A 14,533-nucleotide genomic window follows, 5' to 3' on the forward strand; every position below is an offset into this window, starting at 1 on the left:
AACTACTTGTTAGTATAGCCAAATTTAAATGTATGATATGTATACAATAAAAGAAGAGGAACCCAAAAAGCAATTCCTCTTTCTTACTTAAGTATATCAAATTATTGACGATTAAAAACTACCTGTATTCACGTTTTCTGGACGATCTACAGGTTTTATTAACTTTCCGCCCTTTTCATCTACAAGATTTGCTTTACCATTCACTTCAATAGAAACGCTTTTCACACCTTTCTTTTCAGTTAAAGATAAAACTAATGACTTCAATACATAATTTGAAACCATATTTTTATCTGGGTTTATAAATATATTTTCGTTAAAGTTTAATGTAAGATTTCCGTCTTGTAATTTTGGATTCGTAATCAGCTTAACTCCTGGATTAAAATCATTTAGGAGCGATTGATGAATCGGCCCTTTTACAAGTTCATCTACAATTGCTGCATAATCATTTTCTTTTCCTTCTACAACGCGGCGTGTTACTGGTACGTAGTATTGCTGTTTATTATTATTTTGTGCCATAAAATAAAGTGTTACTGGTTTTGTATTTGTTACATCCGCTACTTGCTCATCATCGAAGTTAATACCGTTCGCACGGCTCACCCCTTCACCAAGCGGTGTACCACTAACAGGCATCTTCGCTAATTTTTCACCATTTATTTGGAACTGCACTTGTTTTATTTCTTTAAATTGCGTCAACGTCCATGCAATAGATTCAACGATTTGACGTTCTTCTTCTTTTGCATAGTTTTTCATTTCTTTAGAAAAATCAATGACTGCCGTCCCATCTTTTTTCAAGTTTAGGGTCATCGATGTATTCGCCGGAATGACTGCACGGAACCCATTCGGTAACAAATTCGTTACCGGTCCATCTTTCACAAGGTACTCTAACGTTTGCTGAATAACCTCATTTGCTTTCGGAGTAGGTATAGCTAACGTTTGCGGTACAACATAGCCATTTTTATCAACAAGGTATAGTTCTCTATTCACCGTTTGTCCTTGCTTATCTTTCTTAGATACTTCTTTCTTTCCACCCTCTGTATACGTAACTTGTTTTGGCGGATCAATTTGCTCCGTTGCTTTCTCTTGATTTATAAAGCCACACCCTGTTAGTAAAACAGCGCTCACAGTAGCACCAACAACCCATTTAAAAGTGGATTTAGGCATGCCATTCCCCCCTAAAATCTAAGTTTGTACTATTATGTATACGAGCTGTTTCATGTTTTAGAACAAGCTGTGCTCCCTATAAACAAAAAAACTCCTGATTTCTCAGGAGTTCACTTATATGAATTCTATTATTATTCTTTTTCTAAATAAATATGTTTCACATTTTCAATCGGTTGACCGAACCATTTTGATGCAATTTCTTTAAATAGGCCTATTTTTCCTGTTGTTAAGAAGAGATGATCACTTTGTTCCTCTCCCTCATTCAACATTTTACTATGGTATAAAATGGTACTTACTTCACGTGCCGTTTCATCACCAGAACTAATGAGTTGCACTTTATCTCCCATTACTTGTTTAATAACAGGACCTAAAATTGGATAATGTGTACAGCCTAAAATAAGCGTATCAATATCAGTGTTTTTCAGCGGTTGCAACGTTTCTCTTACAACTTCATACGCCATTTCACTTTCGAAATTACCGCTCTCTACAAGCTCAACAAAAGGTGGACACGCTAAACTTTCTACCATAACACGATTATTAATAGACTTTAACGCTTCTTCGTATGCACCACTTTTCACCGTTCCAATCGTTCCAATAATCCCAACATGATACGTGTTTGTCATTTTTAAAGCTGTACGTGATCCTGGGTGAATAACTCCTACCACTGGAATTGGTAATTGTTTCTGCATCTCTTCTAATACAACTGCAGTTGCTGTATTACATGCAATAACTAACATTTTGATATTTAAATCTAGTAAATGCTCCGTCATTTCCCACGTAAATTGACGCACTTCTTCTCGAGAACGTGGACCATAAGGGCAACGTGCTGTATCCCCTAAATATATAATGCGCTCTTTCGGCAACTGACGAATTAATTCCTTCGCCACTGTTAAACCGCCAACTCCTGAATCGATAACACCGATTGCTCTATTCAACTTCATCACCCGTTTTCTCATTCATCATCTTATTTTATCATTATATTTTTCACACTTTAAGTTCGCTCACTTAAACTGCTTCTATATGAAAATTTTCATTTGTACCTGTATAGACTAGGACCTTTTTTATTTTGCTCCTTTTTTTCATAATTTGCAAGACAGAAAAACAACCGACCTTCTATATGAAAGTCGGTTTCTTCTATATAAAGTACATCTTTAATGCTCCATCTTTTTTTGGAAAGAAGACATTCCTATTAATAAGAAGAAATGAGCAGAAATTAACATGACGATTAAAATAAAATTGAAACGATAACTATTTGTAGATTCCATAATTTTGCTCGCAACAGCTGGTCCAAATGCCATACCGAAAAAGTTAATTAAATTATATAAGCCGAGACCGACTCCAACTTTAGCTGCATGTAATGTTTTCGGTATAAATGTGTTCAATGATACTTGAATGGCAGAATAACTCATAAATGTCAAAATAATCGCCAATACAATAACGACTATACTTCCATTCGGAATAAACCCTAAAATTAAAAAGCCAACAATCATAATGACAGACGCTACATAAATCATATTCACATTTCCAAACGAAGGGACAATCTTTCCAGTAATAAAACTAGACACAATACCAAAGAGTGATGCAACAAATAATACAATTCCGATAACAAATGGAGACAATCCGTGCTCTCTTCCTAACAGTAATGGCAACAATAATAAATTAGCACATAACGCCACATTAATTATAAATCCGACTGTTATTAAACGAAGAAATGCTTTGTTCGAAAACAACTCAATATCGATAAATGGATGCTCCGCTTTCTTCATACGAACCGTGAATAAAAATAAAGAAATTATCGATAACACAAATAGCCAACGATTCATATTGATACCTAGTAAAACAGTCGTAATGAATGCAAATAGTAACGCCGCTCCAATATAATCAAAATGAAACGTTTCATCCGTATGCTGCATTTCTTCTGGCATAAATTTTATAAGCAAGAAAATCCCCACTACTGAAATAACCATAAATAAAAATAAATATGGCCATCCTAGTGTATTTGTAATAGCCCCGCCAACTAAAGGGCCAATACCTATTGCTAATGCAATAGAAGAACTAATCATCGCTAACGCACCAGGCTTCTTATGAGGAACAACTAATTTTGCCACCGCGATCATACTAAGCGCAATAAACGCCGCACCCCCGCTCGCCTGCACTAATCTTGCAAAAATGACAATCGCATAAGATTGATTTACAAATCCAATAATGGATCCAGCTACAAATATGATGATTGAAATAATCAATAGTTTTTTTACACTGTAACGATCAGCAAGCTTCCCATATATCATCGAACCAATACCGACAACTAAGGAATAGCCTACTACAACCCAACTTACTTTCGATTGACTAATGGATAAATCATGAGCAATATCCTCTAACGCAACATTAAATAAAACCGCATTCATCGGTCCTAATAAAACGATAAAACATAATGTGAAAACAAACCATTTTGAATGATTGTTTATATCTTCCCCCATGTGTAACACCTCTCCTGATTGTAGTAATTGAAAACGAAAAATGAAGTTGTTTAGCTCTTCTATTATCACTAGACAACTTCATCAAATGTATACATTTATCGCGCGACAAATTGAATTCGAAACGAAACATGTACGTTGTTCGATATTCATGGAACTATCATAGTTTCAGCATTACAGTTTGTCAACGAAAAATATACAAAGTAAACTAATTTAGTGTTTTTAGTTTACTTTGTTCGAAAATTGTTATACACTAATTTCGAATCCGATATAAGGAGGACTAACACGGTTATTCAAATTTGCAATTTCTAACTTAATAAAATAATGAACTTGTATACGGAAGAAACATTACAGGAGGATTATGATGAAGAAAAAAATGTTAGTTGTATTAACGAGCGTTGAAAAATATCCAAATTTAAATCGAGCTACTGGCCTTTGGCTTGGTGAAGCTGTCCATTTCGTTAAAAAAGTTGAAGAAGCTGGTTACGAAGTAGATTATGTTAGCCCACAAGGTGGTTATACACCGATTGATCCGCATAGTTTAGCAATGGCGGAGAGCATCGATTGGGAATGGTATCAAAAGAAAGAATTTATGAATCGCCTCGGTTCTACAATGAAACCGAGTGAGGTGAATCCAGAAGACTATGCTGTTATTTATTACGCAGGTGGTCACGGTGTGATTTGGGACTTCCCTGAAAATAAAGAACTCCAAATGATTAGCCGTAGCATCTATGAAAATGGCGGAATTGTTTCCTCTGTTTGTCACGGAACTGCTGGTTTATTTCATATTACATTAAGTAATGGGGAACGTTTAATTAGCGGTAAAAAAGTAACAGGATTCTCAAATGAAGAGGAAAAACTAGCTGAATTAGATCAATTCGTTCCATTTTTAACAGAAGATGAACTTATTAAAAATGGAGGACTTTACGAAAAAGCAGCGCAGCCTTGGGACGCTTTCGCTGTAGAAGATAGTCGTGTTATCACTGGTCAAAACCCAGCTTCAGGTGGTCCAGTAGCTGAATTAGTATTACAACACTTAAAAAAGAACATGTAATAAAAAAAGCAGATTTTCCATTCATATAGGAAAATCTGCTTTTTTACGAAATCATTTGCAAAATAGCCATAACTTCTTTTTCAATTTCCGAATCATCAATTGCTTCTATATACTCCGGTTTAAACAGTTGATACTTCTTTAGTTGATAAAAATCAAGTATCGCTTTCTTTAACGTAATATCGTACTGAATACAAAAAGAATGATCTATAATACGCCTTAACATCACATCATCTTGCACCATAAATAATTGTGCGTTCATCTTATTAAAGTAGCCTTGTTCCATACCAGCTTCAAAAAACATTTGCAAATTATGATTACGATTTTGTTGTGCAGCGACTAACCGATCAGATAAGTGCGGATATGCCTCTTTCAAATCTTGTAAAAAGACATCTGAAATGTATGTCACACATTTTAAAGAGTGAATAAACGTCTTTTGGAAACGTTCTGCAAAAGACATACTTTCATCTTGATTATCCGCATCCCCTTCAAGAAGATAGTTCATAAAATCTTCTACCACAGCTTCAATAATCTCATCTTTTGAAGAAAAACGTTTATATAAAGTAGCTTTACTAATATCCATATACTTCGCAATTTCATCTATTTTCAATTGACTAAAACTCGTTTTTCTAATAACGGGCTTTATTTTATTAATATAAGTATTTGCACACGCAACTTTTCTCATTAAAAGAGCCTCCCCTTTTGTCCATACAAAATAGTATAGCAAATTCACGATTAATTATAAATGAAGTCACTATACTCAATACATCTTTTTAGTTTAAGGGGTCATTTATCCTATAGAAAAAGTGCCCGCTACCTTTATGAGTAACGAGCACTTTTTCTATACTTTATTTACAGCTCTTCTTATAGCTTTCCCTATTTCCATACTAGACTGCGGATTTTGCCCTGTAATTAAACGCCCATCTACTACGACGTGCGGCGTAAAGTTTGGAGCAACATAAAACAAAGCCCCTTCTTCTTTCAATTTATTTTCTAACAAAAACGGCACTCGCTTTTCTAAATGTACAGCTTTTTCCTCATCATTTGTATAACCTGTTATATGCTTACCCGCACTAAAAAACGAGCCGTCCTTATTTTTCACACCGACTAAAGAACTTACTCCGTGACAAACAGCCGCTACAATTCGGTTGTTGTTGTACATATTCACAATTAAGTTTGCAACATATGGATTACCTGGAAAATCTACAATCGCCCCGTGTCCACCACCAAATAAAACCGCATCATAATCCGAAAAATGAACATTTGAGATTGGCTTCGTATTTTGCAATAAAGAAGCGACATGCTTAAATTCACGAGGTATCCCGTTCGGAATAGAAACTCTATCAATCGGCACTCTACCGCCCTGTATCGACACAATATCAACATCGAACTTAGCTTTTTTAAACAAGTTATAAGGAGCTGCGAGCTCTTCCAGCCACAAACCAGTCGGGTGTCCATTCATATCATGAGCGCTTGTTGAAACTAACAATATCCTTTTCAACATATCCCCTCCTTACTACCTATTTATGTATGGAGTGTTCTTATCATTCATATAGCAAGCGAAAAAACGATAACAATAAGCTGACCTTTTGTAAAAAGTGAGCTTATTGTTATCGTTTGAATTCTTTCATACGAAGATGTTCACAACTGTATAGCTTTTATCTCCAACGCCACGCAATTGTTGTATCCTCCATATGAATAGCAGGTATATCAATCCCTAAATACCGCTGAGCATCCTCATCAAAAATAGACCAATTTTCTTCATATAAAAATTCAGGGTCTATGCTTTCAAAATCAAATATACTATCTTCGTCTACCATCTCACGAAAATATTTTTGGAAAGGCTTACTATTCTCGAATAAACGAATTGTTCCATACATCCATGGCATGTCTCCAAAAACATCTTTAATTTCACCTATCTCCATATCCTTAAAATACAACTTCATATTTGCACCTTCTTATCCATGAATGACAAGGACACCTCATCATATGTTAAAATGGTTATTTTTAACACATCTTCTCCCTCACAGTCTGAGATACCTTTTTTAAGTTCAAAATATAAACAGAAAAATAGCCGACTCTCTTATAAAAGTCGGCTTTCTTTTTATAACTCGAGCTCTCCCATACGAAGAAGCTCAACAACTGCTTGTGAACGTCCTTTAACCCCTAGCTTTTGCATTGCGTTTGAGATGTGGTTGCGAACTGTCTTTTCACTGATAAAAAGTTCACCTGCAATTTCCTTCGTTGTTTTATCTTGAACCAGTAATTCAAATACTTCTCTCTCTCTCTTTGTGAGTAAAGGTTTAGATTGATACGCTTTTTCCTTCAACTGGTATAACCCTCCTTGCTTAAGCCAGAGCTGTGTATGTGTAAGTTGGGTGTTTATTTAGTCAAGATATTGTATGAACGAAATGTGCGGGTGGTGAATGAAAATGGGCTTTATTTCACATGTTATTTTAGACTTTTATACAGTGCGTTCACTCTTTGTATCCACTTACTTTTCGGTACGCCATATTTGTTCTAGTAATATGCTGACAACTGTACCTACGAACAAACCATTTCCAAATATATATTGTATGACAGACGGCAAGGACTGGAGCGCCCCAGACGGTAAAAACATAACGCCGCTACCAAATAATACTGCAACGCCTAAAATTGTTACATTCCTTTCATTAAGCTCCACTTGTTTTATATTATTTAACCCAATTCCAATTAACTGTACGAAAGAAGCCATTAAAACCGCAGATGCGACAGCGGGTGGTAAAGATGCTAAATAACGAATAATACTTGGAAACAGCGACATTACGACTAGTAACATACATGCTAATAAGAACGAACGTATATATTTTTGTTTCGTTAAACGTATAAATCCTGCCGTTGCCGGTAACGGCACGACACCTACAGTTGAAAATATGGAAGAAATGATGTGTGAAATCCCTCCAACCCACGTGCCATCCTTTAACTGTTTCTGTTCAATAGTCGCTTTTTGAATGGTAGCTTGATTAATGGCTATAATAGCTGCCACTGTATTTGAAACTAAAATACATACCATAACGAAACTTGATACTGCCATACCTGTATTCCATTTTGGAAGTCCCCAAGCAAATATTTGCGGAAGTTGCACAAAATGAGTTACTTGAGATGGAATCGTCACTTTTCCTGCAATGAGAAAAAGAATCCACCCACTAATTAATCCTATTAAAACCGCATAACTTTTGACAAAACCTTTTCCAAAATTAGATAGTATAACAACGAACAAAAATATACTAAACGCGATTATCGCTGTAAATCCATCGATTTGCGAAGCAGTAGCAGTAATTCCTAGCATTCCCTTTAAAAATACACCGCTTAATTGTAAACATAATAAAAGTAAAAACGTCCCTGTCACAAGTGGCGTAAATAAAAATAAAATACGTCCGATGAAACCAGTTACTCCTAGTCCTATTAAAATAACACCAGAAATAATCATTCCTAATTCTAAAATTTGCAATGTACTGTGTAATTGATCTTGTCCGGCCGTTGCGTAAGCAAGTACAGTAAATACTCCAACCCAAGATCCAGCTGGTCCATCTGCAATTGGTAGTCTATGTCCAAGCCACCCTTGTAAAAAAGAAGATATACCAACTACAAAAAATGTACGCTGCATTAAATAAAATATTTCCTCCGTCGTAAGATGAAATAATCCGCCAACGACAATTGGTAATGCGATTGAATTCGCTAATAAAAATATAAACCATTGCAAAGTTCCCATAATATGATTTTGGTTATGTTGATTGTCCAAATTTTTCATCCCTTCTAGCTTCCTTATAAAAAATATATTGTAAGCATAAAAAAGAAGGGTTCTACACACACAATTAGAACCCTTCCAAAACATTTAAACGATTCCTTTACACAAGATTATTTAATTCCACCTCATTTAAACTTCCAACAACAATATTTCCTTTATGCACGACTAAACGCTTCTCTGTTTGACGCGCTACCGCTTCAGCGACACATGTTGCATTCGTCAAAACAAAACTCGCTTCATCTCCTACATTCGGCCAAACTCGCTTCCCATCATCGTTTAACGTTTCTTTTCCTCCCGTAATAAAGCGAAGTGCCTTTCCTAAAGACCTTTCATCACTCCATCCGAAACGTTCCGCTAATCGATTTGCCTTTTGCAGCATATCACCCGTTCCAAACGGTGACCAATGATCTGTAATACTATCGTTTCCTAATGAAACTTTCACACCTTTTTTATCTAATAACGGAATTGGAATTACTTGTTTCCCAATTGGAACCGTTGAAGTAATATCAATGTTTAAAGCAGCTAGTCTTTCTGCCACTTCTTCAGCTTCTTTATCCGTAACACCACCAAGTCAAAGCGCATGACTAACTGTTACGCGCCCTTGCCATCCCGCTTCCTCTGTTAAACTTGCCAATCTTTTCATCGTAAACGTTCCAAGATTGTTCGCATCATGCAGATGAATATCAACGTCCGCATTAAATTCTACCGCGATATCCATAATGGTATGTAATGATTTTTCAATATCATTATCCACTGTAGCTGGATCCACTCCACCAACTAGTTGCGCACCCATACGCATCGCATCTTTCACGAGTTGCACAGAATTACTGCGCAATAATCCATGTTGCGGAAACGCAACGATTCTACTAGAAACCTGATCTTTATATGTTTCCAACGCCGCTAACGTCGCCTCCAAATTACCAAGTCCAATAATCGGATCAACATTACAATGCGTTCTTATATTCGTCGCACCGTTTCGAAGCAATAACGCTAGCATATTTTCCGCTCTATCTTGAGCAGTTGCTAGTTGCTTTGGCAAAATCTTTTCTTCTTCTTTAAAACGTGTAAAGATACTTTCTGCTGGCATACAAGCTTTCCACGGGCCACTATAATAGGTTTTATCAATATGAATATGCATCTCTTCAAAAGCCGGTAAAATTAATAAGCGATTGGCATCAAGAATGAGTAAACCTTCCTCTTGAACAGTCCCTGCTATGATGTTTTTAATTCGTCCCTCTTCAATAAGTAAACTACATAACTCTGTTTCTGTTTTTGAAATTCTTCCCTCTTCATATGTATACCCCGATTCAAGCGTTACATTAGTCAACCAATATGCTGTCATCTCTATTTCCCCACCCTTTATTAAAAGTTACGTCTTACTATAATTTTAATATCAACTGAAAATTAAGACAATTAATATGACTGTCCCCTAAAAAAATGTAATACAACCTCATAGTTTCCTCATAGATTTCCATATAGAATAAAAGTATAGAGTTTGCTATAAAAAGGAGTGTATTGGAAGATGTCAAAAAGATTATGTAAATCCGAAACTGATAAAATGCTATTTGGTATATGCGGTGGTTTAGGAGAATATTTTGATATTAGCTCTACTCTCATTCGCATACTTTGGGTCATTGCAGTTTTATGTTTTGGGACGGGGTTTTTAGTTTATTTTATTTGTTTATTACTTATGCCACGCTCTTACTAATAACATTCTTTCGTATATTTGAGCATAGTGTATACAAAATCCCCTATAGATTTTTCTATAGGGAATTTTTTCATGAAGAATATTTCATCGTTAAATGTAATACCGCCACTTCATCTTCTTCATTCTTATAACTATGTTTCTTATTCGCTTCAAATTGAATCGAGTCAAACTCATTTAATTCGTATACATCGCTTTCTACTTGAATCGATACTTTCCCTTTCATTACCGTTACAAGCTCAATAGCACCTTCATGATGAGCTTCTGGTTCATATATACTATTCGACCTTAAACAAGCACGATGCATTTCCATACCCGTTTCTTTCGTATAACGGAACATTGTTTCTAAATGCCATGCTTGTCCTACGTCTACTGCAAATCCTTCTCCGCAGCGCGCAACCGCTACAGGTTCTCCAACGACCATCAATCTCGATAAAGGAATCGATAACCCTTTCGTTATTTTCCAAATGACAGCTAACGTCGGATTCGTTTCGCCTCTTTCAATCTTTCCTAATGTTAATTTACTAACCCCTGTTTTTTGAGCTAATTCTTCTAAACTTAATTTTTGTTCATTTCGAATTTGCCTTAATAACTGACCTACTTGCTGAATGACTTCTTTCGTTTGCATATCTTCATGTTCTTTCATCTATAAAACCACCTTAAAATATAAAATAGTTTACTTTTATCTAGATAAAGTATATTATACTATACATAATCATTAAATTCCGAAAGGAGTGCTATACTTCATGCGCGCAATTTTATTAGGCCTTTTATCATCAGCCTTTTTTTCCGCAACTTTTATTATAAATCGAGCGATGAATGTATCTGGAACGAGCTGGGCTTGGACAGCTTCCTTCCGTTTTTTATTTGCTCTCCCTATTTTATTCCTTATCGTTTTATTTCGCAAAAACTTAAGGGAGTTATGGGAAGAATTAAAGAAACATCCATTGGCTTGGATCGGGTGGGGTTCTGTTGCTGGTATTGGTTTCTATTCTTTATTAAGTTTTGCAGCTGTCTTTTCTCCAGCTTGGCTCGTTGCTGGAACTTGGCAAGTTACTATATTAGCAGGTTTACTACTCTCGCCATTATTTTTCGTTAAAATAGAAACGAAATCAGGTACGAAACTTGTACGCGGAAAAATTCCACTTCGTAGTTTATACGTTGCATTATTTATTTTACTTGGTGTAATTTGTATGCAAGCAACTGCAGCAGGTCACATTACAATAACTCAGTTTATTTCAGGGTTTTTACCTGTCGTGTTAGCTGCTTTCTTATATCCGTTCGGTAACCGAAAAATGATGGAACTTGTTGGTGGGCGCCTTGATACATTCCAACGTGTATTAGGAATGGCAATAGGCAGTCTTCCTATAACAATTTTACTTGGTATATACGGATTTTCTACTACTGGTATTCCAACATCAAGCCAAATGCTACAAGGATTTTTGTTAGCATTATGTTCTGGCGTTATAGCGACAATGACATTTTTCTTTGCTACTGACTTAGCCAAAGATAATCTCGCTCTACTTGGAGCTGTTGAAGCAACGCAAGCTGGAACGATGGTCTTTACCGTGCTTGGCGAAATTGTTTTCTTAAATGGTTCATTTCCTGGGGGGCTTTCCCTACTTGGAATGATTATTATTATGTTAGGAATGGTTGCAAATAGCATTTTAAACCGTTCTGTTCCAGTCGTTAAACAGAAAAAAACAGCATAAAAAAAGAGTATGGTTCTGTGACAAAGAACTATACTCTTTTTTATTGTCCCCCTATTGCGCCTTATCAGAATAGTATTTCATTAACGGTTTATACTAAAACCTATGTTATAATACGGTTCATGCGCAACAATAGGAGGTAAATTATGTTAAAAAAAGCAATCGCTGAATTTATTGGTACATTTGTACTAGTATTATTCGGAACTGGAGTAGCTGTCATTGGCGGCGGAATTGAAGGAATTGGAACATTAGGAATCGCCATGGCTTTCGGTCTATCTATTGTGGCTATGGCATATAGCATCGGAACAATTTCTGGATGTCACATTAACCCAGCAGTATCAGTAGCTATGTTCATCAATAAAAGAATGAACGCTATGGAACTTTGTTATTATGTATTAGCTCAAATTTTAGGTGGTTTATTAGGAACTGCAACGTTAGTAACAATTTTAAAATCTGCTAAAACACCTTTAGATAATTTAGGACAAAACGGTTTTGGAACTCTTGGTTTATCTGGAGCATTTCTAGTTGAATTTATTTTAACTTTCGTATTCATTTTAGTGATCGTTGCTGTAACAGGTAAAAAAGGAAGTTCTTCTCTAGCAGGATTAGTAATTGGTTTCACATTAGTTTTAGTTCACTTATTAGGTATTCCGTTAACTGGAACTTCTGTTAACCCAGCTCGTAGTATCGCCCCAGCTTTATTCGCTGGCGGAGAAGCCCTTTCTCAACTATGGGTATTCATCATCGCACCAATTCTTGGTGGTATCGTAGCAGCTATCGTAGGTAAATTCATTTTAAATACTGAAAAATAGAATTTTCAATATTTCTGAATAAAAAAAGGCGAGCCCTCATTATGAGGATGCTCGCTTTTTTACTCTTTCATTTTAGACTTTAAATTTGTAACTAGTTGATCTACCGTTACATTTGCAAGTACATTTTCCATCGCTTCTTGTGCTTGCATTAAAATAATTTCTAATACTGATTGAATATTAGCTCCTACTGGACATTCAATGTTGGGATTTTCATGGAAGGAAAATAGCTGTCCTTCTTCTACAACTTCCACTGCTTTATATACATCAAGTAATGTAATTTCTTCTAAATCACGAGCAAGTGTCGTACCACCTTTACCAGCTTGTACATCAACAAGTCCTGCTCTCTTCAACATTCCTGTAATGCGACGAATCACAACTGGATTTGTATTCACACTACCGGCAATCCATTCAGAGGTACAGCGAGAGTTTCGATCTATCGCAAGTAATGTCAGCATATGAACACCTACTGTAAAACGACTACTAATCCCCATCTGCACACCCTCCTTTTTATTCATTCTATTAAAAGACGACTCTTATTATTATATACTATTTTTAATTTATACATAAAGAAAAAGCATGATTTCAATAGGAAATCATGCTTTTCTCTCATTATTGACGCTTTATAAATTTCGCTAAATCTTTAAATTTCACTTTATCTGAGTAATTCATTACGCCGTTTACGTAAATGCGGCTTGTAACAGCACTTAATATACCGATTGTCGCTAAAAGCCCCGCCAATGTTATCATAATTTCTAACATACCAGTTTCGCCAGCTACAAAGCGTGAGAATGTAACCATCGGGGTAAAGAATGGAACATAAGAGCTTATAACAACGATAGTACTATTTGGGTCGCCTAATGATTTAAGACTTATAAAGAATGCTGCAATTATTAAAATTGAAATCGGTAGCATTACACCTTGCAAATCCTCAGTCTTAGAAACAACCGCACCAGCAGCTGCATACATCATCGCATACAGGAAATATCCTGTAACAAAATAAATTAAGAACATACCGATTATTTTTGCATCTAACTTTGTAACATCAATTACGCCAAATAATGAACCATTTTCTAAATCTATCCACCCTAGTAAATAAGGAACTAAATAACCACATGCTAATATGATAAGTTGCAATAACGCCGTTGAAACAACCGCTAAAATTTTTGCATACATCATCGTAAGAGGTTTTACTTTCGGAATCATAACTTCCATAACGCGAGAAGCTTTTTCAGAAGCAATATTCATCGCAATTGTGCTTCCGAACGCAACAATAAACATATATAAAGCGAATATGAAGAAATATGCAATTCCGGCAGAGGCAGAACGATCTTTTATTGCTTCTTGTTTCACGGAAATGTCCGTTTGTAATTGTTGTGCAATTTCTGGTGAAACATTATGCTTAGCAACAGTTACCGCCATATATTGTCCCTTTAAATAACTACCTATAATTGTAGAAGTTGTTTCACTAGCGAACCCATTAAACATATACGTAATTTCTGGAACTCCATTCTTTTCAGTTACACGAAACAAGCCGTCTAACTCGCCTTCTTCTACTTGTTTATGTAGTTTATTAAAATCTTCTTTTGAACCAATTGTTAATTTAGCTGATGGTAATAACTTAGTTAACTCTTCTTTTTGGATTTTATATGTAGAACTCTCTGACACAACTGCAATTTTATCTTTATCCTTATTTTTATCATTATTTGAAGTAAGATGATTGAACGCAAAAATTCCAAAAACAATTAAAAATAAAATTGCGCTCATAATTAATGATTTTTTAGATAAAAATGCTTCTCTAAAATAAAATGAAAATACGTGAGAAAATTTACGCATC

The 14,533-nt window shown here is 35.5% G+C and carries 15 protein-coding genes and 1 pseudogene; 4 read left to right on the forward strand and 12 right to left on the reverse strand.

Annotation, left to right across the window (positions count from 1 at the left end):
• Positions 1-111 precede the first annotated feature (111 nt).
• The 3 genes from gerM to EGX95_RS21205 form a co-directional block, all read right to left on the reverse strand.
• Positions 112-1,161: a spore germination protein GerM gene (gerM, locus tag EGX95_RS21195; protein WP_001126764.1), complete on the reverse strand. Its 1,050-nt coding sequence runs from the start codon at positions 1,159-1,161 to the stop codon at positions 112-114.
• Positions 1,162-1,292: 131 nt separating this feature from the next.
• Positions 1,293-2,102 carry a glutamate racemase gene (gene racE, locus EGX95_RS21200; protein ID WP_000773996.1) on the reverse strand — a complete coding sequence of 270 codons (810 nt, stop codon included), beginning with the start codon at positions 2,100-2,102 and terminating at the stop codon, positions 1,293-1,295.
• A 210-nt stretch (positions 2,103-2,312) separates the two neighbouring features.
• A complete protein-coding gene (locus EGX95_RS21205) occupies positions 2,313-3,638 on the reverse strand; it encodes an MFS transporter (RefSeq protein ID WP_000503383.1) in 1,326 nt (441 codons plus the stop codon).
• Between the two features lie 361 nt (positions 3,639-3,999).
• Here EGX95_RS21205 and EGX95_RS21210 point away from each other — a divergent pair, with 361 nt between their 5' ends.
• On the forward strand, positions 4,000-4,689 hold the full coding sequence (locus EGX95_RS21210; protein WP_000728513.1) for a type 1 glutamine amidotransferase domain-containing protein: 690 nt from the start codon (positions 4,000-4,002) through the stop codon (positions 4,687-4,689).
• Between the two features lie 43 nt (positions 4,690-4,732).
• Here EGX95_RS21210 and EGX95_RS21215 read toward each other — a convergent pair whose 3' ends face one another.
• The 6 genes and pseudogenes from EGX95_RS21215 to EGX95_RS21240 all read right to left on the reverse strand — a co-directional run bounded on the left by EGX95_RS21215 (position 4,733) and on the right by EGX95_RS21240 (position 9,815).
• Positions 4,733-5,371, reverse strand: a complete 639-nt coding sequence (locus EGX95_RS21215; RefSeq protein WP_001233027.1) for a TetR/AcrR family transcriptional regulator — start codon at positions 5,369-5,371, stop codon at positions 4,733-4,735.
• 156 nt (positions 5,372-5,527) lie between these two features.
• Positions 5,528-6,190 (reverse strand): type 1 glutamine amidotransferase domain-containing protein, encoded by a 663-nt coding sequence (locus tag EGX95_RS21220; RefSeq protein ID WP_000919613.1) that lies wholly within the window; start codon positions 6,188-6,190, stop codon positions 5,528-5,530.
• 154 nt (positions 6,191-6,344) lie between these two features.
• Positions 6,345-6,632 carry a hypothetical protein gene (locus tag EGX95_RS21225; protein WP_000780754.1) on the reverse strand — a complete coding sequence of 96 codons (288 nt, stop codon included), beginning with the start codon at positions 6,630-6,632 and terminating at the stop codon, positions 6,345-6,347.
• Positions 6,633-6,790: 158 nt separating this feature from the next.
• Entirely contained in the window at positions 6,791-7,015 is a 225-nt protein-coding gene (gene gerE, locus EGX95_RS21230; protein WP_000659484.1) for a spore germination transcription factor GerE, read from the reverse strand.
• Between the two features lie 165 nt (positions 7,016-7,180).
• Positions 7,181-8,476 (reverse strand): purine/pyrimidine permease, encoded by a 1,296-nt coding sequence (locus EGX95_RS21235; protein WP_000792693.1) that lies wholly within the window; start codon positions 8,474-8,476, stop codon positions 7,181-7,183.
• Positions 8,477-8,573: 97 nt separating this feature from the next.
• Positions 8,574-9,815, reverse strand: a pseudogene (locus EGX95_RS21240) (amidohydrolase family protein).
• A gap of 180 nt (positions 9,816-9,995) precedes the next feature.
• Here EGX95_RS21240 and EGX95_RS21245 point away from each other — a divergent pair.
• Positions 9,996-10,181, forward strand: coding sequence for a PspC domain-containing protein (locus EGX95_RS21245; RefSeq protein WP_000044337.1), 186 nt, complete (start codon positions 9,996-9,998; stop codon positions 10,179-10,181).
• A gap of 70 nt (positions 10,182-10,251) precedes the next feature.
• Here the strand turns inward: EGX95_RS21245 and EGX95_RS21250 are convergent, their stop codons facing one another.
• On the reverse strand, positions 10,252-10,824 hold the full coding sequence (locus EGX95_RS21250) for a helix-turn-helix domain-containing protein (RefSeq protein WP_000658051.1): 573 nt from the start codon (positions 10,822-10,824) through the stop codon (positions 10,252-10,254).
• 100 nt (positions 10,825-10,924) lie between these two features.
• Between EGX95_RS21250 and EGX95_RS21255 the strand changes: the two genes are divergently transcribed.
• Both EGX95_RS21255 and EGX95_RS21260 read left to right on the forward strand, forming a co-directional pair.
• Positions 10,925-11,890, forward strand: coding sequence for a DMT family transporter (locus tag EGX95_RS21255; protein ID WP_001201652.1), 966 nt, complete (start codon positions 10,925-10,927; stop codon positions 11,888-11,890).
• A gap of 143 nt (positions 11,891-12,033) precedes the next feature.
• Positions 12,034-12,699, forward strand: a complete 666-nt coding sequence (locus EGX95_RS21260; protein WP_000913198.1) for an MIP/aquaporin family protein — start codon at positions 12,034-12,036, stop codon at positions 12,697-12,699.
• 59 nt (positions 12,700-12,758) lie between these two features.
• Here the strand turns inward: EGX95_RS21260 and EGX95_RS21265 are convergent, their stop codons facing one another.
• Positions 12,759-13,190 (reverse strand): Rrf2 family transcriptional regulator, encoded by a 432-nt coding sequence (locus tag EGX95_RS21265; RefSeq protein WP_000512998.1) that lies wholly within the window; start codon positions 13,188-13,190, stop codon positions 12,759-12,761.
• Between the two features lie 118 nt (positions 13,191-13,308).
• Entirely contained in the window at positions 13,309-14,532 is a 1,224-nt protein-coding gene (locus tag EGX95_RS21270; protein ID WP_001224962.1) for an ABC transporter permease, read from the reverse strand.
• Position 14,533: the final 1 nt, after the last annotated feature.

Source organism: Bacillus sp. FDAARGOS_527 (genome assembly GCF_003812125.1).
Classification (GTDB): domain Bacteria; phylum Bacillota; class Bacilli; order Bacillales; family Bacillaceae_G; genus Bacillus_A; species Bacillus_A paranthracis.

Excerpts from the sequence above, each read along its gene's own strand:
- gerM (WP_001126764.1), bottom strand. The coding sequence starts at position 1,161 with ATGCCTAAATCCACTTTTAAATGGGTTGTTGGTGCTACTGTGAGCGCT.
- racE (WP_000773996.1), bottom strand. The coding sequence starts at position 2,102 with ATGAAGTTGAATAGAGCAATCGGTGTTATCGATTCAGGAGTTGGCGGT.
- EGX95_RS21205 (WP_000503383.1), bottom strand. The coding sequence starts at position 3,638 with ATGGGGGAAGATATAAACAATCATTCAAAATGGTTTGTTTTCACATTA.
- EGX95_RS21210 (WP_000728513.1), top strand. The coding sequence starts at position 4,000 with ATGAAGAAAAAAATGTTAGTTGTATTAACGAGCGTTGAAAAATATCCA.
- EGX95_RS21215 (WP_001233027.1), bottom strand. The coding sequence starts at position 5,371 with ATGAGAAAAGTTGCGTGTGCAAATACTTATATTAATAAAATAAAGCCC.
- EGX95_RS21220 (WP_000919613.1), bottom strand. The coding sequence starts at position 6,190 with ATGTTGAAAAGGATATTGTTAGTTTCAACAAGCGCTCATGATATGAAT.
- EGX95_RS21225 (WP_000780754.1), bottom strand. The coding sequence starts at position 6,632 with ATGAAGTTGTATTTTAAGGATATGGAGATAGGTGAAATTAAAGATGTT.
- EGX95_RS21235 (WP_000792693.1), bottom strand. The coding sequence starts at position 8,476 with ATGAAAAATTTGGACAATCAACATAACCAAAATCATATTATGGGAACT.
- EGX95_RS21245 (WP_000044337.1), top strand. The coding sequence starts at position 9,996 with ATGTCAAAAAGATTATGTAAATCCGAAACTGATAAAATGCTATTTGGT.
- EGX95_RS21250 (WP_000658051.1), bottom strand. The coding sequence starts at position 10,824 with ATGAAAGAACATGAAGATATGCAAACGAAAGAAGTCATTCAGCAAGTA.
- EGX95_RS21255 (WP_001201652.1), top strand. The coding sequence starts at position 10,925 with ATGCGCGCAATTTTATTAGGCCTTTTATCATCAGCCTTTTTTTCCGCA.
- EGX95_RS21260 (WP_000913198.1), top strand. The coding sequence starts at position 12,034 with ATGTTAAAAAAAGCAATCGCTGAATTTATTGGTACATTTGTACTAGTA.
- EGX95_RS21265 (WP_000512998.1), bottom strand. The coding sequence starts at position 13,190 with ATGGGGATTAGTAGTCGTTTTACAGTAGGTGTTCATATGCTGACATTA.
- EGX95_RS21270 (WP_001224962.1), bottom strand. The coding sequence starts at position 14,532 with ATGCGTAAATTTTCTCACGTATTTTCATTTTATTTTAGAGAAGCATTT.